Genomic DNA, 15,398 nt, shown 5'->3' on the forward strand with positions numbered 1-15,398 from the left:
TCGTTCGGGTCGTCTGACCAAGCGGCGTCCTCAGCAGGTGATGCCGCCATCCACCGTGATGGTCTGGCCGGTGATGTAGGCACCGCCGTCGCCCAGCAGGAAACGCACCGCCGGCACGATGTCGGCAACCTCACCCAGCCGGCCGAGCGGTGTCCGCCGCACGATCTGGTCGCGCTGTCCCGCCGACAGGGTTCCCGACATTTCCGTGGTCAGATAGCCCGGCGCGACCGAGTTGACCGTGACGCCCAGCCGGCCGACCTCGCGCGCCAGGGCGCGGGTCAGCCCGTCCAGACCGGCCTTGGAGGCCGAATAGGCCGCCAGACCGACGTAGCCGCGCTGACCGATGATCGAGGAGATGTTGACGATCCGTCCACCGCCCTGCCCCGGACCCCGCCGCGTCAGCTTGGCGCGCAGGAAGGCGCGCGCGGTCTGGATGGCTCCGGTCAGGTTGGTCTGGATCACCTCGGCCGCGTCGATGTCGGGGAAGGTCGCGAGCACCCCTTCCCGCGCGATGCCGGCGTTGTTGACCAGCCCCCAGAGCGGTGAGGCGCCGCCCCAGGCCACGGCGGCGTCGAAGAAGGCGCGAACCTCGTCACCGTCGCCGATCCGGCAGGGGTGCCAGAGCAGGTCGGGACAGGACAGCCGCTCCAGCGCCTCGGAAGGCGACCGGCTGCAGGTGGAGACGCGGTAGCCCTCGGCCAGCAGCGCCTCCACCAGGCCGAGGCCGAGGCCGCGGCTGCCGCCGGTGACGACGACATGGCGCTTCGGCAGAGGGCTGGCGGTCGGGGGGTGGGGAGCGGATTTGATCATGACGGCCCCTTTCGGCTCTTCTTGCCGGCCACGCTCAGCGGGAGGCTGTCGGCAAAGCGTATCGCGCGCGGCCGGGCGGCGGGCACCAGGCCGGCGCAGGCGCCGCGCAGGGCGTCGCGCAGGGCTGCCTCATCGACGTCCGCATCCGGCACCACGGTCGCGGTCAGCAGAAAGCCGGTGATCGGGCTGGCGACCGGCATGACCGCCGCGTCCGCCACCCCGGGGACGGCGAGAAGCCGTTGCTCCACCCGCTCCGGCGACACCTTCACCCCCCCGACATTGACGAGCCCGTCGAGGCGGCCGGCGAAGAGGACTCTCCCCCCCGTCACCTCCACCAGATCGCCGGTGTTCAGCCAGCCATCCCCGGTGCCGACTTCGGTGGAGGCGGCGACCATGGCGCGCGGGCCACGGACCTCAAGCACTCCCTCGCGGATGCGCAGGGCGGTCCCCTCGCGGCCGTCGACGAGCCATGCGGCGGGGAAACCCGCCTGCCCATCGGTCACGGCGAAGAGGGCGCCCGCCTCGGTCGAGGCATAGATATGGCGAATCCTCGCCGCCGGAAAATCTCTGCGCAACCGGTCGAGAAGCGCCTGGTCCGCCGCTTCGCCCCCCAGCGTGATCGATCGCAGGGAGGGAAGATCGCCCCCGGCCGTCAGGAAGGCACGCCAGAAGCTTGGCGTGCCGCTGACATGGGTCACAGCATGCTGCCGTGCGGTGCGGACGAGACCGGCAATCCCACCGCCCGGCGCGGCGGCGACCAGCAGAGCGCCCGCCGCCGCGGCGGTCAGGATCACTTGAAGGCCGGCGAAGGCCGCCGGCTCGTAGGTCAGGAGCCAGCGGGCCCCGGCATCATACGGCGCACGGATGCGGTCCCGCAAGACATTGAAATCATGCGTTATTCTTTTTGGAGTTCCGGTGGTGCCCGAACTTTCCAGGGTAACCGTGAAGCCCGGAGGCGGCACCCAATCCTCTCCGGGGCCGGCATGCCGTCGCAACAGGAGGCCGGCGTCGGCGCGCTGCGCAGCCGCCAACGCCGCGACGGTCAGCGACGTCCGATCCGCAGGCACGATCCCGCCAGCCGGAACCGGCAGGGAAACCAGCTCGCTCCAGCCGAAACAGGCCTCACCCTCGACCAGACGGAAGCCGGGATGGATCCAGGACGGCCGTTCCGCGATCATGCCGGGACGGCGTAGAGCGCCGCCAACTCGCCGACCGTGGTGAAATGGCGGAGACCGGCACGGAAGGGATCCCGCCCGGTGCGCTGCTCCAGCACCACCAGCAAGGTGGCGAGATCGAGCGAATCGATCGGCAGGCCGCCGTCCAGGAACACGCTGTCGGCGCGCAGTTCGGGCAGGACCTCGCCCTTGTCGGCGGCGATGCGGCCGAGTTCCTCGGCAATCAGGGCGAACATGCTGTCGGTCATCGGAAATCCGGCGGGGCGTCGCAAGAGGACAGAAAGGCCCGGATCGCGGCGGTCACCGGGCTGGCGGCTTCAGTATGGGGCAAATGGCCGGTGTTGTCGAAGATGTGGAACGGAGCACCGGGCGGCAGACGCTCGACCGGCGGCAAGGGAATGATCCGATCCTCGCGCCCCCAGAGACTCTGGATCGGCATCCGATAGCCGCTCCATTCCACCGGAGGGCCACCATCGGCATGCCCGGCGAAGGAGCGCTCGATGATCCGCTCCAAGACCCTGCGCCGAGCCGGATCGGCACCCTGGGCGTGCAGAACCTCGCCGATGCGGCCGGTCAGGGGGGATGGCCGGGCAAACAGCCGCTCGGCGCAGGCACGTCCCTCGAGAGCATCGGCGGGCGCGATGGCATGCCTCAGGAAGCCGAGATCGAACGGCGTTCCCAGGCCGGCGCTGGCCAGCAGGGTCAGGCTGGCGACCCGTTCCGGGTCGCGCCGCGCCAACTCCCGCCCGACATAACCGCCCATCGAATGACCGACGATATGGAAGCGTGGAATTTCAATGGCATCGGTGAATCGGATCAACCAAGGTACGAAGGAAAGAACATCCCCGTCGCCGACGTCGAGCGTCGAGGCGCCATGCCCCGGCAGATCGACCGCCACGGTGCGGCGATCGGCGGCCAGGGCCGACAGGTTGAACTGCCAGGTCAGCCGATCTCCCGCGAACCCATGGAGCAGCAGCACCGGCACGCCGCCCGATCCGGCCGACATATAGCTGGCCGGACCACCCTCGATGCCGGCGACACCGCCGCGCAGGCGGCCTCCGCCGGCGACAGGACGCGGCATGTCAGGCCGTGACCGCCACGCCGGCCAGGGCCAGAAGGTCGGACACCGTCTTCGCCCGGGCCAGCTTCTCCCCCTCGACGACGAGGTTCAACCGTTCGTCCACCAGGGCGATGAAGCTGATGACCGCCAGCGAATCCCAAGCTTCGAGGGATTCCAGAGTCTCGTCACCGGTCAGGGTGCCGGGCTCCAGTTCGAGCGTCTCATCGAGAGCGAGAAGGAACTCCTTACGGTCCATGAACATTCTCCTGTTTCTTGACGTCGTCGCTCAATGGAGCGTCTTTTGCCGGATGCTGCGGTTGATGTCCATCCAATCGGGATGCTCGGCCAGGATTCTGCAACAATCCTGCCAACCGAACCGGGGATTGACCGGGTACAGCGTTTCCAGCAGGCGGCGCACGAGGTCGTAGTCGGCGGCCTCGTCGACGCACCAGCGGTGCCCGCCCTGGAAGACGACGTGGGAGCCGCCCGCGGGAGCCAGCGGCACCCCCAGCCGGAAGCGGTCCGGACGGCGGTAGACATAGGGGGTGACATGCTCGCGCTCGTCCGGATCGGTGGCGAGGCGTGCCGCCTCGTCCAGCGCGGCGCGGGTCAGGATCTCGGCGTCGAGGCCACGCGGATGAAGGGTGACGTCGATCGACCGGTAGTCGATCGGCGGGGTCTCCTCCCGGCCCTTGAGAAAGGCGGCGACCAGGGCACCGATCAGGTCCGGGTCGATCAGCGGGCAGTCGGACGTGACGCGCACCACGATGTCGGCACCCGCCGAAGCCGCGGCACCGGCGAAGCGGCCCAGCACGTCCTGCTCATCCCCACGGAACACCGGCACGCCGAGCGCGCCGGCGCAGGCGACCAACGGATCGTCGGTGGCGTTGACGGTGGTCGCCAGCATGACCGCGTCGAGTCCGGGGGTGCGCCGCAGCCGTTCGAGATGATGGACGAGCAGCGGCTTGCCGGCGGCCTCCAGCAACACCTTGCCCGGCAGCCGGGTGGAGGTCATGCGCGCCTGGGAAATGGCGACGATGCGCGGCCGGGCGGCGGTCATGGCGCCCCCTCCGGCACCGGGGCCAGCAGATCCCAGCGCAGCGGGGTGCCGCGCGCCAGCGGCCGGGCGGCGCGGCGGCCCAGAACGGCGGGGAGATGCTTGGGCTCCAGCCCGAAGCCGGGCCGGATCGAGCGGATGTTGGCGGCGGTCAATTCCCCACCGGCCGCGATGTCGGCCACCACATAGAGCGAACGGCGGTAGTCCCGGCCGCCAGCCTCGCTCGGCTCCACCCCGTAATGGACGCGGCCGAGGGCGGACCAGGCGGCGCGCACGGATTCGGCCATCGCCCGGAACTCGGCCGGCTCGAGGGAGAAGGCGCTGTCGACTCCGCCGTCGGCGCGCGACAGGGTGAAATGCTTCTCGATGACGGTGGCGCCCAACGCGGCCGCCGCGACCGGGACCGCGATCCCATGGGTGTGGTCGGACAGGCCGACGGTCACGCCGAACATCTCGGCCAGATGTGGGATGGTGCGGAGGTTGCAGTCCTCCGGCGGGGTCGGGTAACCGCTGACGCAATGCAGCAGCGCCAGGGGAACCCCGTCGGCCGCCTCGACCGCCTCGGCGATCTCCCCCAGCGTCGCCAGCCCGGTGGAGACGATCAGCGGTCTGCCCGAACGGGCGGCCCGGCGGATCAGGGCGTGGTCGATCAGCTCGAAGGAGGCGATCTTGAAGGCCGGAGCGTCGAGCCGCTCCAGCAACTCCACCGCCGTGTCGTCGAAGGGGGAACTGAAGACGGTGAGGCCGAGGGCACGGGCACGGGCGAACAGCGGTTCGTGCCATTCCCAGGGGGTATGCGCCTCCTGGTAGAGGTCGTGCAGGGTCCGCCCGGCCCACAGCCCACCCTCCAGCCGGAAACCGGGGCCGTCATGCGCGATGGTGATCGTGTCGGCGGTGTAGGTTTGCAGCTTCACCGCGTCGGCGCCGGCTGCCTTGGCGGCGTCGACCAGCGCCAGGGCGCGGCCGAGGTCGCCCTGGTGGTTGCCCGACATCTCCGCGATCAGATAGGGCGGATGGCCGGGACCGATCGGGCGTCCATCGATGACGAGGGGAACCGGCGCGGGAGCTGCTGCGGGAACTGGCACGGGTTGGGCTTTCGCGTCTGCGGCTTCGACAGGAACAGTGTCGCGCCAAAGGGTGAAGGAAGCTTAATTTCGATGCCCGGCGCGCAGCAAGGCGCGGGCCTCCTCCCCGTAGGCCAGCAGCCGCTCGGCGCAGCGGCGGCGGTCGCCGACCTCGGCGAAGCGCGCCCGCGCGGCCGACGACGCGGCCTCCCGAGCGCCGGCATCGGCGAAGAGCGCGACGGCACGAGCAAGGTAGGAATCCCGGTCGGGCACGGTGAAGGCCGGGCCGGCGACGCTGGCGGCGTCGCCCCAGGCGAAGCTGACCACCGGCACGCCCTCGGCCAGGGCGTAACCCGCCCCGCCGCCGCCGCCCTGGCGGGCGGGGTTCAGGAAGGCGTGGCAGCGGCGGTAGAGCGCCCGGATGTCGGTCACATGGCCGAGGCTGCGGGTGCGGTCGCCGTTGCGCAGGCCGGCCAAGCGTCCGGGAAGGTCCCGCACCTCGCCGACGAAGGCGACCAGCGCGCCCGGGCAGCGGTCGAGAATGTCGTCGATCAGCGCCAGGAAGTCGGGTGTCGCCTCCTGGTCGAGGCGGGTGCCGACCACGGCGAAAACGAAGGGCGCGCCGCCGAATCCGGGATCGCCCATATCCCCCCGTGTCGGAGGCAGGGTGTAGCCGAAGGTGAAGGGGCGGAAGCGACGGACGAACGGCGCGCGGTAGAGCTCGGAGATCGACGCCGTGTAATCCTGCTCGTCGAACCCCAGCAGAATGTGCGCCAGCGAAATGGTCGGGCCGGAGGTGGACGGGATGCACACCACCGGCCGGGCGCCGGCCTCCGCGAACAGGTCGGCCACGATGTTGGAGCCGCCGAAGGAGACGATCAGGTCGGGATCGTACCCGTCGATCGCCTCGACGATCCCTTGCAGCTTGGCCTGGGAAAAGGCCCGCTCGGTGAAGGACGCGACCTTCACCCGGCGGCCGAACATCTCCATGGCGATAACGCCCTCGAGGTCTTCCGGCAGATGGAAGATCATCGGCGGCATGAAGAGGTTTTCGAGCCGGCTCGGCAGCGTGCAGCTGTTGATGATGGCGACCTCCAGCCCCAACTCGTCCTGCAAGCGGCTGGCAAAGTCGAAACAGTCGCGCGTCGGCTGGTGTTGGTCGTTGATGAACTGGTTGGTGACCAGGGCCACCCGGCGGATCGGCCCGTCGCGCGGAGCGGCGGGCGGCGGCGCCAGCGACCAGCGCCGCGCGATCAGCCGCACCATCGATTCGTAGAAGCGGTAAAGGTCGCAGGCGACGAAGCTGGCCGTCTTGTCGCCCAGCGCCGATCCCAGGAAGAGCTGCCGCGACAGGCACCAGTAGGAATAATGCAGCAGGGCCGGATCGACGCCGTCGCCGCCGAGCAGCAGGTAATGCAGAATCCGTTCGTAGTGATAGAGATCGCCGGTCAGCAGGAACAGCACGGAGTGCAACCGCACCGTGTCGTTGGCTGGCGCGTCGCGGCGCAGCCGTTCGGCCAGGGCAAGGCGGGTCGGCTGGTCGACCTCGCGCCGGATCGTCTCGCACAGGGCGGCGAAGCGGTTGATCTTGTCGGAATCGAAGTGCCGGTCGGCAAGATACCCAACCAGAGCGTCGATCCGCGCCTCGACCGTGTCCGACATGATTCACCCTGGCCGTTGCGTGCGGATGCGGTCCTTGTACCGCCCGGAACCGAGCGCTTTCAAGGAAACCCGTTGCGCATCCCAGCGGATCGCGACACACTCATCATAACCATATTTTTACAGAGGTCTTTGCCGTGGCAGGATTCGACAGCGCCGCCGGCCCCGAAACCGTGGTGACCGGTTTGATCGAGAAGGCGGCCAAGGAACTGGACGCGCTGTCCGACGCGGCGGGAGACGTCGCGCCCGAGGTCGGCGATCTGGCGGAGATCCTGGTCGAGGCCCAGCGCATCGCTGACCGGGCGGCGCTGGACTTGCGGCGGCTGACCAAAAGGGTCGCCCGCGCCAAGGCGTGAGGCGTGAGGCGGGCTGGGGACGGACGGTGCCCGCAGCCCGAACCGCCGCCAAGCCCCCTACAGCTTCAACCCGGCAACGCCGTCGAGGACGACGTCGGTCAGGGCGCGGCGTTCCAGTCTGGCCCCGAACAGCTTGGCGGCGCTGAAGTCGGCTTTTGCCAAGTCGCAGCCCATCAGGTTGGCGAAGGACAGGTCGGCCCCCGACAGGTTGGCGCCGCGCAGGCTGGATCCGCTGAAATCGGCGTAACGCAGCCGGGCCCCCGACAGGTCGGCCGGGCGCGACCGATGCTCGTCGAACACCAGCGGGCGCAGGTTGACCCGGCGCAGGTCGGTGTTGTTCAGCTTGGCGCGCTTCAGGTTGATGCCGCGCAGGTCGCCCTCGGCCAGGATGGCCCCACGCAGGTCGGCGCTCTCCAGCACCGCCGCCTGCAACTGAACGCCCGTCAGGTCGAGCCCGTAGAGCGTCGCCCCCACCGCCCGCAGCATGGTCAGGCAGGCATGGGCCAGCGATGGCGCGTGGCGCAGATCGAAGCCGGACAGATCGAGCGGCGTTCCTTGCGCCCCGCCCGACCCCACCCAGGCCATGTGGTCGGCCAGCAGCTCGTCGAGGCCGCGGCCCAGCTCCGCCACCACCCGGCCGACCGGCCGGTCGGTCAGGACATCCTCCATGTCGGCGTCGGCCAGTTCGGTCATGGTCATGGTGGCGCCGGTCAGCACCGCGCCCCGCAGGCAGGCGCCGCGCAGATCCGCCCCCGACAGATCGGCCCCCTCCATGTTGGAGCCGGCGAAGTTCGCGCCGCGCATGGTGGCCCGCACCATCTTGCAGCCACGCATCACCGCGTCGGAGAAGTCGGTGTGGATCGCCACGGCGCCGGACAGGCGGGCGTTGGTCAGGTTGGCGCCCGACAGGTCGGCGCCGTTCGCCTCGGCCGGATTCGTGTCGATCTGCACCATGCGCAGATGGCCGGAGCGGTCCTTTTCCGCCAGGGAGCCGTCGCGCAGGTCCGCTTCGAACAGGTTGGCGCCGATCAGGATCGCCCCGCGCAGGCAGGCGCCGCGCAGGTCGGTCTTGATCAGGCTCGCGCGTTCCAGGTTGGCCTGCCGCAGATCGGCGGCGAACAGCGCGGCGCAGTCGAGCCGGGTCCCCGACAGGTCGGCTCCACGCAGGCTGGCCCCGACAAGGTCGGCGTGAGCCAGATCGCGTCCGGACAGATCCAGCCCCGACAGGTCGCAGAAGGACAGGCTGGCGCGGGCGCCGCCGATCCGCGCGTTGCGGAACATCTCGTGGCGCCGCACCGCGTTGTCGAGTTGCGTCTGGTCGAGGCGGGTGAGGGCGCGGTTCTGGGTCATCGGATGATCGCAGCGCAAGCGATGGCGGTGGAGGCGGTCATGGCGGGTGGGCGTCCATCAACAATCACAGCCTTCCCCCATACCGCTTCAGAAATGGTTAATCATCCCCCGGTTTTTGCGCCCCCCGTCCGCTGACGCCCTTTCAGGCCGCCGTCTGCCGGTGCACGGCCCGGGCGCCGGACCGCTCGGCGATCACCGCCGCCAGGGCACCGCGCAGCCGGTCGGGGGTGAAGGGCTTGTGCAGCAGGCGGCATCCCGTCGCCACCGCCTCGCGGATGCGCTCGGGCGCGGTGTCGCCAGTCAGGATGATGCCCGGAACGGCCTGTTCGAGAAGCTCGCCGACACGGGTCACCACCTGCACCCCGGTCAGGCGGCCGGGAAGCCGGAAATCGGTGACGATCAGGTCCGGCTTCTCCTCCGCGTCGCGCACCAGCGCCACCGCGGCCTCGCCATCGGCGGCCTCCATCACCCGGTGCCCCCAGCTTTCCAGCAGCAGCAGCATGCCGCTGCGCTGCACGGGGTCGTCTTCGACCACCAGGATCAGCCGCTCGGCGTCGGCCGGGGCCTCCCCGCCCTCCTCAGGAATGGCCGGCTCGGGCGCGCGCTCCGGGATGACGACCGGGGCGCTGACGGCGAAGACCGAGCCGATGCCGAAGCGCGACCGCACCTCCACCGCGTGGCCCAGCAGGGCGGCCTTGCGCCGCACCTTCGCCAGCCCCAGCCCCAGCCCCTGGCGCCGGTCGCGCTCCGGATTGCCGAGCTGGACGAAATCCTCGAAGATGTTGTCGAGCTGTTCGCTGGGGATGCCGGAGCCGGTGTCCCACACCTCGATCCGCAGCCATTGGCCATGGCGGCGGCAGCCGAGGGTCACCCGCCCGGACGGCGTGAAGGCCACCGCGTTGCGCACCAGATCGCGCAGCATCCGTGTCAGCATGGCGCGGTCGGTCCGCACGCTGAGGGCGCAGGGCATGACACGCAACCGCAACCCCTTCTCGGCCGCGGCGGTCTGGAATTCGCCGGCCACGTCGTTCAGGACCGCCGCCACCGGAACGTTGGCGATTTCCGGCCGCACCACCCCGGCGTCGAGCGTCGCCACCTCCAGCAGCGCGTGCAGCAGCTTCTCCCCGGCGTCCAGCGCCTCCCCCATCTTCTCGGCGATGGAACGGTCGCGCGGTTCCTTCAGACGCTCCATCAGCAGGTGATGGAACAGCCGCAAGGCCTGGAAGGGCTGGCGCAGGTCGTGGTTGGCCGCCGACAGGAAACGGCCCTTGGCCTGGTTGGCCCGCTCCTTCTCCTCCAGGGCCCGGATCAGCTTGTGGTTGACGGCGCGCAAATCGGCGGTGCGCTCCTCCACCCTCTGCTCCAGCCGGGCCTTGGAGTCGGTCAGGTCGCGGCGGACGGCGGCCTCGCGGCGCAGGCTGGTCAACCCGACCCAGGACAGGCCGAGCAGGGCGAGGAAGCCGGTCATCGCCACCGCGAGGCCACGTTGCAACCGCATGTTCCAGGGCGCAAGGACCGTGGCGCGCGGCACCGACACCGCGGAAACCACCGGAAGGTCGCGCATGCGCTTCAGCCCGAGGATCGACGCGCCGGCCTGCGCCGGCGGCGCGTCGCCGATCCGCCAATCCGTCTCCACCGCCTCGCCGCCGGGGGCCAGCGGGGGCAGATGGCCGAGAGCCTCGGCACCGAAGCCGGACAGCCGGGTGCCGTCGGGCCGGAACAGGCCGGCCGACCGTTGCAGCCCGTCGCCGAAGGCGTTGAGCACCGGCGTGAGCGCCGCGACCGGAACCCCGGCCAGGACCGCGCCATCGAGTGAGCCGTCGGCCCGGTAGAGGCGGCGGACCAGCAGGATGACGCGTTCATCCCCGGCCAGACCGGCCGACACCAGCGTGGTCCGGCGGCGGCTCGTCTCGGTCCCCTCCGACAGCCCGCCGAAGCCGTCGCCGTCGAAGGTCACCGCCGGGCCGAAGACCACGCGGCCGGACGCGTCGAGGATCGACAGGCTGTTCGGTCCGGGCGCCGCCAGCGCGTCGTCCAGCCCGCTCTCCGCCCAGCGCGCCAGCCCGGCCTGCTCGATCCGGTTGACGATCGGGACCAGCGCCGCCGATCCGCCTTCCAGCACCGCCTGGGCATGACCGTCGAGCAGCGCGGCCGCCTGCCGGGAATCGCGCTCCGCCCGCTCGATCGTGTCGTCGTAGTCAAGAACGGTCACGGCGCCCCAGGCCATGGCCCCCAGCAGGCCCAGCGCGACGATCACGCTGGCCAGGACGGTCTTGGGAGTGGCGATGGAGGGAAGGGGCATGGGCTGCGGGGGTGGAGCGGCGAAGAAGGACACCGGCGGCGGGGCCGGCGCACGGATGGAAAGCGGCGGGCCCGCCGGGTCAGGCCGGCCTGCCGGGCACACCGTCACCACGGACGGTCACGCCACCTTCGGTTGCGGTTTCTGTCGTGGGCGAAGGCGCTGGGGGCGGGGCCGATGTGAGCAAATTCCAATCCTCGGTGGCGACACAACCATGGGGTGGGGGTTCGTAAACACCAGCGCTGCCGCATACGTCATTCCCAAAGGCATGACAGGCTGGCCTATCCGAAATTTCGCGCCGACAATCCCGGCCGCCGACACTTTCTTTCTTCACCACTATCTCTATTTGTGAGAACAGTCATAACACACAAACGCATCAGGCGCGACTGACCTTGACGACTATGACCATGCTCATAACGTCGCCTCTCCCTTAGAGGAATACCGGCGGCGCGGGAATCCGGTTCGGCAATATCGTGAGGCGCGTTTTGAAGAACTTCGCCGTTGCCCCGCAAACATTCGGCCGTTCGCGTGTCCGGGAGGGGCTGCCCTACCCCCTCGGGGCGACGTGGGACGGGCTGGGGGTCAATTTCGCCCTGTTCTCCGCCCACGCCACCAAGGTCGAGCTGTGCCTGTTCGACCCGGAGGGGCGGCGCGAGCTGGAACGCATCCCTCTCCCCGAATACACCGACGAGGTGTGGCACGGCTATCTTCCCGACGCCCGGCCGGGCACCATCTATGGCTACCGTGTCCATGGCCCCTACGATCCGCAGGCCGGGCACCGCTTCAACCCGCACAAGCTGCTGCTCGATCCCTACGCCAAGCATCTGATCGGACCGCTGCGCTGGTCGGACGCCCATTTTGGCTACCGGGTCGGCTCGCCGCGCGGCGACCTGTCCTTCGACCGGCGCGACAGCGCGCCGGGCATGCCGAAATGCGTGGTGATCGACCCAGCCTTCACCTGGGGCGCCGACCGGCCGCCCGCCATTCCCTGGGACCGCACGATCATCTACGAGGCGCATGTCCGCGGCTACACCATGCGCCACCCCGCCGTGCCGCCGCAGCATCGCGGCAGCTTTGCCGGGCTGGCGGTACCGGAGGTGGTCGACTACATCCGCTCGCTCGGGGTGACGGCGGTGGAACTGCTGCCCGCCCACGCCTTCGTCGACGACCGCAGCCTGCTGGAACGGGGACTGCGCAACTACTGGGGATACAACTCCATCTCCTTCTTCGCGCCCGATCCGCGCTACCTCGGCACCGGGCGGATCTACGAGTTCAAGGAGATGGTCGCCCGCTTCCACGAGGCCGGGATCGAGGTTCTGCTCGACGTCGTCCACAACCACACGGCCGAGGGCAACGAGCTGGGGCCGACTCTGTCCTTCAAGGGCATCGACAACGCCTCCTACTACCGGCTGGCCCCGGATCCGCGCTACTACATCAACGACACCGGAACCGGGAACACGCTGAATCTCAGCCACCCGCGCGTGCTTCAGATGGTCACCGATTCCCTGCGCTACTGGGTGACCGAGATGCACGTCGACGGGTTCCGCTTCGATCTGGCGACGATCCTCGGGCGCGAGGCCCAGGGTTTCGACGAAGGCGGCGGCTTCCTCGACAGCTGCCGGCAGGATCCGGTGCTGTCGCGGGTCAAGCTGATCGCCGAGCCGTGGGACTGCGGCCCCGGCGGCTATCAGGTCGGCGGCTTCCCGCCGGGCTGGGCCGAGTGGAACGACAAGTTCCGCGACACCGTGCGCGCCTATTGGAAGGGCGACGAGGGCAAGCTGCCCGAACTCGCCACCCGGCTGACCGCCAGCGCCGACCTGTTCAACCGGCGCGGCCGCCGGCCCTGGGCCAGCGTCAACTTCGTGACCGCGCATGACGGCTTCACGCTCGCCGATCTCGTGTCCTACAACGACAAGCACAACGCCCCCAACGGCGAGGGCAACCGCGACGGCCATTCCCACAACATCTCATGGAACCACGGCGTCGAGGGGCCCACCGACGACCCGCAGATCCGGGAGCTGCGCGAGCGCCAGAAGCGCAACCTGCTGGCCACCCTGCTGCTGTCGCAGGGCACGCCGATGCTGCTGGCCGGCGACGAGTTCGGCCGCAGCCAGCGCGGCAACAACAACGCCTATTGCCAGGACAACGACGTCAGCTGGATCGACTGGGAGGGAATCGACGAGGACGGCCAGGCGATGATCGGCTTCGTCCGCCGGGTCGTGGCGCTGCGGCAGAGCCATCCACTTCTGCGCCGGGGCCGCTTCCTGACCGGAGCCGTGAACCCGGAGATGGAGGTCAAGGACGTCACCTGGATCACCCCCGCCGGAACCGAGAAGACGACCGAGCAATGGCTGGATCCGATGGCGCGCTGCCTGGGCATGCTGCTGGACGGCCGGGCGCAGGCGACCGGGGTCCGCCGGGCGCCGTCCGACGCGACGCTGCTGCTGATCGTCAACGCCCACCACGAGGCGGTGCCCTTCACCCTGCCCGCGGTGGTCGGCGGCAGCCAATGGCTGCGCCTGCTCGACACCGCCGAACCGGACCGGCTGGGCGTGACGATGGACCGCGGCGGCGACGCGATCTCCGTCGGCGGGCGGTCCCTGCTGCTGCTGGAACTGATGCCCGACCGGCGGTCGGAAGCGGCGCTGAGGACGGCCATGAAGGCGGCGCGCCCCGCCTCTCCTCCGGCCCTCCCGGCCACCGCTCCGGAATCGACTCCGGCAGCCGCCCCGGTCAGGGCGGCGGGGCCGTCGTCGCGGTTTCTCCGCGAATGACCAAGTAGATTCCGTCCTCGCCATTGTCGAGATCCTTCACCGCGTCGCGCGGAATCGGGATTTTCTGGCGGCGGCAGAACAGCAGCAGCAAGGCCAGCGTCTTGCTGGCCGTGAAGGCGATCTCGCGCCCCTTCGAGGCGCCGCTCTGCTGAATGGTCACCACCAAGCTGCCGCCGGGCTTGGGCGTCACCATCGTGACGACGCCAAGCGGCAGGTCTGGCTGGTTGGGGACCTTCTGGTACCAGGCGATGGCTTTTTTCAGGGCCGAATTGGTGAAGAACAGTTCTCTGGTCTCGACGATCATTCAATCCCTGGCCAACACTCAGGCCCGGCCGCCCTCCAGTCCCGGATTCAGCCGGAACGTGATCGCCCGACCCAGTTTGGATTCCCGCAGAAGGATCTGCTTGGTCTCCAGCAGCTTGATCGCCCGGTTCACATTCGGGCGCTGCATGCCCAGCGCATCAGCCAGCTCGGACTGGAGCACCGGAACGGATCGGTCGAAATGGAGCCTCCGGCTCAGATAGGTGAACACACGAAGCGCCTCCAGAGTGATTTCCCGATCGGTCGATACGGTTCTGGAGAGGAAGTCATGATGATGCAGCATCGCGGCCTCGGAACGCAAGGTTGTGTGATGGGGTTGGGTTCGATCAACGCAGGTCCGGTCCGTCGCGACCCGGACAGGCGGATCGGAGACGGGCGGATCGGCACGGCGGCGCAGGGAACGGCGCGGGACAGGTTGCACGGTTGACGCCCACCCTCCCCTCCTTCGGCATGCGCCTGTATCGATTGCGATTTCGGACAAAAAGAAGGTTATCGCCCGATTGTTGTCCGAGTGTGTCGGCGTTGTTTCGTGATTGACACAATGACTGTCTGGACGCGCAATCTTCCGGCCCGATCGTCATCCCGATCGCGACCGTCCGTGACATCGGGGAACCCGGAGCCCTTCCCGCCGTTGCCGATAGGGACGGATTGCAGGGGAGAACCGGCATGCATCGCCTGATTCTGCTGCGGCATGGGCAAAGCGTCTGGAACGCCGAGAATCGATTCACCGGCTGGACCGACGTCGGCCTGACCGAAAAGGGGATGGCCGAGAACCGGCGCGCCGCCGAACGGCTGAAGGCCGGCGGGGTGGACATCGACGTCGGCTTCACCTCGGTTCAGTCGCGCGCCATCGAGACCCTGCACGGCGTGCTGCGCGAGATGGACCGGCTGTGGCTGCCGGTCCACAAGCACTGGCGGCTGAACGAGCGCCACTACGGCGCGCTCCAGGGGCTGAACAAGGCCGAGACGGCGGAGCGCCACAGCCCGGAGCAGGTGTTCCAGTGGCGGCGGAGCTGGGACGTGCCGCCACCGCCGATCGAACCGGACGATCCGCGCGCCGCGGTGTCCGACCGCCGCTACGCCGGCATCGCCAAATCGAACCTGCCGCGCGGCGAGAGCCTGAAGGACTGCACCGCGCGGGTCATCCCCTTCTGGCGCGAGGGAATCGAGCCGGCCCTGCGGCTGGGCGCCCGCGTGCTGGTCGCGGCGCACGGCAACAGCCTGCGCGGCCTCGTCAAGCATCTGGACAACGTGGCCGACCAGGACATCCCGCTGTTCGAGATCCCGACCGGCCAGCCGCTGATCTACGAGCTGGGCGCCGACCTGACGCCGCTGCGCCGCTATTTCCTCGGCGAGGACGGCGCGGTCGAGGAGATCACCTGGCCCGGACGGACCAACAGCGCGGCGGCGTGAGGAACGCGGCAACGGAAAAACCCGACGGCGCCCCGACGCGTACGCCCCGATCGTTGGAAG

General features: G+C 69.6%; 15 protein-coding genes. 3 read left to right on the plus strand and 12 right to left on the minus strand.

Going from position 1 to position 15,398, the window contains the following annotated elements; genetic code table 11:
• Positions 1-30 precede the first annotated feature (30 nt).
• The 8 genes from JN22_RS11340 to JN22_RS11375 all read right to left on the minus strand — a co-directional run bounded on the left by JN22_RS11340 (position 31) and on the right by JN22_RS11375 (position 6,828).
• Positions 31-810, minus strand: coding sequence for an SDR family NAD(P)-dependent oxidoreductase (locus JN22_RS11340; protein WP_085554030.1), 780 nt, complete (start codon positions 808-810; stop codon positions 31-33).
• Complete coding sequence (locus JN22_RS11345) at positions 807-1,988, minus strand: class I adenylate-forming enzyme family protein (RefSeq protein WP_085554031.1); 1,182 nt, start codon at positions 1,986-1,988, stop codon at positions 807-809. Before JN22_RS11345 ends, JN22_RS11340 begins: the two co-directional genes overlap by 4 nt.
• On the minus strand, positions 1,985-2,233 hold the full coding sequence (locus JN22_RS11350; protein ID WP_085554032.1) for a hypothetical protein: 249 nt from the start codon (positions 2,231-2,233) through the stop codon (positions 1,985-1,987). The genes JN22_RS11345 and JN22_RS11350 overlap by 4 nt, the downstream gene beginning before the upstream one ends.
• Positions 2,230-3,066 (minus strand): alpha/beta fold hydrolase, encoded by an 837-nt coding sequence (locus JN22_RS11355; RefSeq protein ID WP_085554033.1) that lies wholly within the window; start codon positions 3,064-3,066, stop codon positions 2,230-2,232. Before JN22_RS11355 ends, JN22_RS11350 begins: the two co-directional genes overlap by 4 nt.
• A gap of 1 nt (position 3,067) precedes the next feature.
• Positions 3,068-3,301, minus strand: coding sequence for a phosphopantetheine-binding protein (locus tag JN22_RS11360; protein WP_085554648.1), 234 nt, complete (start codon positions 3,299-3,301; stop codon positions 3,068-3,070).
• Between the two features lie 30 nt (positions 3,302-3,331).
• Positions 3,332-4,105 (minus strand): cytidylyltransferase domain-containing protein, encoded by a 774-nt coding sequence (locus JN22_RS11365; RefSeq protein WP_085554034.1) that lies wholly within the window; start codon positions 4,103-4,105, stop codon positions 3,332-3,334.
• On the minus strand, positions 4,102-5,187 hold the full coding sequence (gene pseI, locus JN22_RS11370; RefSeq protein ID WP_085554035.1) for a pseudaminic acid synthase: 1,086 nt from the start codon (positions 5,185-5,187) through the stop codon (positions 4,102-4,104). Before pseI ends, JN22_RS11365 begins: the two co-directional genes overlap by 4 nt.
• Before the next feature lie 63 nt (positions 5,188-5,250).
• The gene (locus tag JN22_RS11375) at positions 5,251-6,828 is read right to left on the minus strand and encodes a glycosyltransferase (RefSeq protein WP_085554036.1); all 1,578 of its coding nucleotides are present in this window, start codon (positions 6,826-6,828) and stop codon (positions 5,251-5,253) included.
• Positions 6,829-6,962: 134 nt separating this feature from the next.
• Between JN22_RS11375 and JN22_RS11380 the strand changes: the two genes are divergently transcribed.
• Positions 6,963-7,181, plus strand: coding sequence for a hypothetical protein (locus JN22_RS11380; RefSeq protein ID WP_085554037.1), 219 nt, complete (start codon positions 6,963-6,965; stop codon positions 7,179-7,181).
• Positions 7,182-7,238: 57 nt separating this feature from the next.
• Here the strand turns inward: JN22_RS11380 and JN22_RS11385 are convergent, their stop codons facing one another.
• Both JN22_RS11385 and JN22_RS11390 read right to left on the minus strand, forming a co-directional pair.
• Positions 7,239-8,531: a pentapeptide repeat-containing protein gene (locus JN22_RS11385; protein ID WP_085554038.1), complete on the minus strand. Its 1,293-nt coding sequence runs from the start codon at positions 8,529-8,531 to the stop codon at positions 7,239-7,241.
• A 142-nt stretch (positions 8,532-8,673) separates the two neighbouring features.
• Positions 8,674-10,833 carry a hybrid sensor histidine kinase/response regulator gene (locus JN22_RS11390; protein ID WP_085554039.1) on the minus strand — a complete coding sequence of 720 codons (2,160 nt, stop codon included), beginning with the start codon at positions 10,831-10,833 and terminating at the stop codon, positions 8,674-8,676.
• Between the two features lie 482 nt (positions 10,834-11,315).
• On the opposite strand from JN22_RS11390, the gene glgX reads away from it, so the two are divergent.
• The gene (gene glgX, locus JN22_RS11395) at positions 11,316-13,604 is read left to right on the plus strand and encodes a glycogen debranching protein GlgX (RefSeq protein WP_211099657.1); all 2,289 of its coding nucleotides are present in this window, start codon (positions 11,316-11,318) and stop codon (positions 13,602-13,604) included.
• On the opposite strand, the gene JN22_RS11400 is transcribed toward glgX, so the two are convergent.
• Positions 13,564-13,908: a hypothetical protein gene (locus tag JN22_RS11400; protein ID WP_085554041.1), complete on the minus strand. Its 345-nt coding sequence runs from the start codon at positions 13,906-13,908 to the stop codon at positions 13,564-13,566. The two genes, glgX and JN22_RS11400, sit on opposite strands and share 41 nt — an antisense overlap.
• Before the next feature lie 18 nt (positions 13,909-13,926).
• Positions 13,927-14,208: a helix-turn-helix domain-containing protein gene (locus JN22_RS11405; protein WP_223677683.1), complete on the minus strand. Its 282-nt coding sequence runs from the start codon at positions 14,206-14,208 to the stop codon at positions 13,927-13,929.
• A 383-nt stretch (positions 14,209-14,591) separates the two neighbouring features.
• On the opposite strand from JN22_RS11405, the gene gpmA reads away from it, so the two are divergent.
• Positions 14,592-15,338 carry a 2,3-diphosphoglycerate-dependent phosphoglycerate mutase gene (gene gpmA / locus JN22_RS11410; protein ID WP_085554043.1) on the plus strand — a complete coding sequence of 249 codons (747 nt, stop codon included), beginning with the start codon at positions 14,592-14,594 and terminating at the stop codon, positions 15,336-15,338.
• Positions 15,339-15,398 lie beyond the last annotated feature (60 nt).

It is taken from the genome of Azospirillum agricola (genome assembly GCF_020005195.1).
Lineage (GTDB): Bacteria > Pseudomonadota > Alphaproteobacteria > Azospirillales > Azospirillaceae > Azospirillum > Azospirillum agricola.

Excerpts from the sequence above, each read along its gene's own strand:
- JN22_RS11340 (WP_085554030.1), bottom strand. The coding sequence starts at position 810 with ATGATCAAATCCGCTCCCCACCCCCCGACCGCCAGCCCTCTGCCGAAG.
- JN22_RS11345 (WP_085554031.1), bottom strand. The coding sequence starts at position 1,988 with ATGATCGCGGAACGGCCGTCCTGGATCCATCCCGGCTTCCGTCTGGTC.
- JN22_RS11350 (WP_085554032.1), bottom strand. The coding sequence starts at position 2,233 with ATGACCGACAGCATGTTCGCCCTGATTGCCGAGGAACTCGGCCGCATC.
- JN22_RS11355 (WP_085554033.1), bottom strand. The coding sequence starts at position 3,066 with ATGCCGCGTCCTGTCGCCGGCGGAGGCCGCCTGCGCGGCGGTGTCGCC.
- JN22_RS11360 (WP_085554648.1), bottom strand. The coding sequence starts at position 3,301 with ATGGACCGTAAGGAGTTCCTTCTCGCTCTCGATGAGACGCTCGAACTG.
- JN22_RS11365 (WP_085554034.1), bottom strand. The coding sequence starts at position 4,105 with ATGACCGCCGCCCGGCCGCGCATCGTCGCCATTTCCCAGGCGCGCATG.
- JN22_RS11375 (WP_085554036.1), bottom strand. The coding sequence starts at position 6,828 with ATGTCGGACACGGTCGAGGCGCGGATCGACGCTCTGGTTGGGTATCTT.
- JN22_RS11385 (WP_085554038.1), bottom strand. The coding sequence starts at position 8,531 with ATGACCCAGAACCGCGCCCTCACCCGCCTCGACCAGACGCAACTCGAC.
- JN22_RS11390 (WP_085554039.1), bottom strand. The coding sequence starts at position 10,833 with ATGCCCCTTCCCTCCATCGCCACTCCCAAGACCGTCCTGGCCAGCGTG.
- JN22_RS11400 (WP_085554041.1), bottom strand. The coding sequence starts at position 13,908 with ATGATCGTCGAGACCAGAGAACTGTTCTTCACCAATTCGGCCCTGAAA.
- JN22_RS11405 (WP_223677683.1), bottom strand. The coding sequence starts at position 14,208 with ATGCTGCATCATCATGACTTCCTCTCCAGAACCGTATCGACCGATCGG.
- gpmA (WP_085554043.1), top strand. The coding sequence starts at position 14,592 with ATGCATCGCCTGATTCTGCTGCGGCATGGGCAAAGCGTCTGGAACGCC.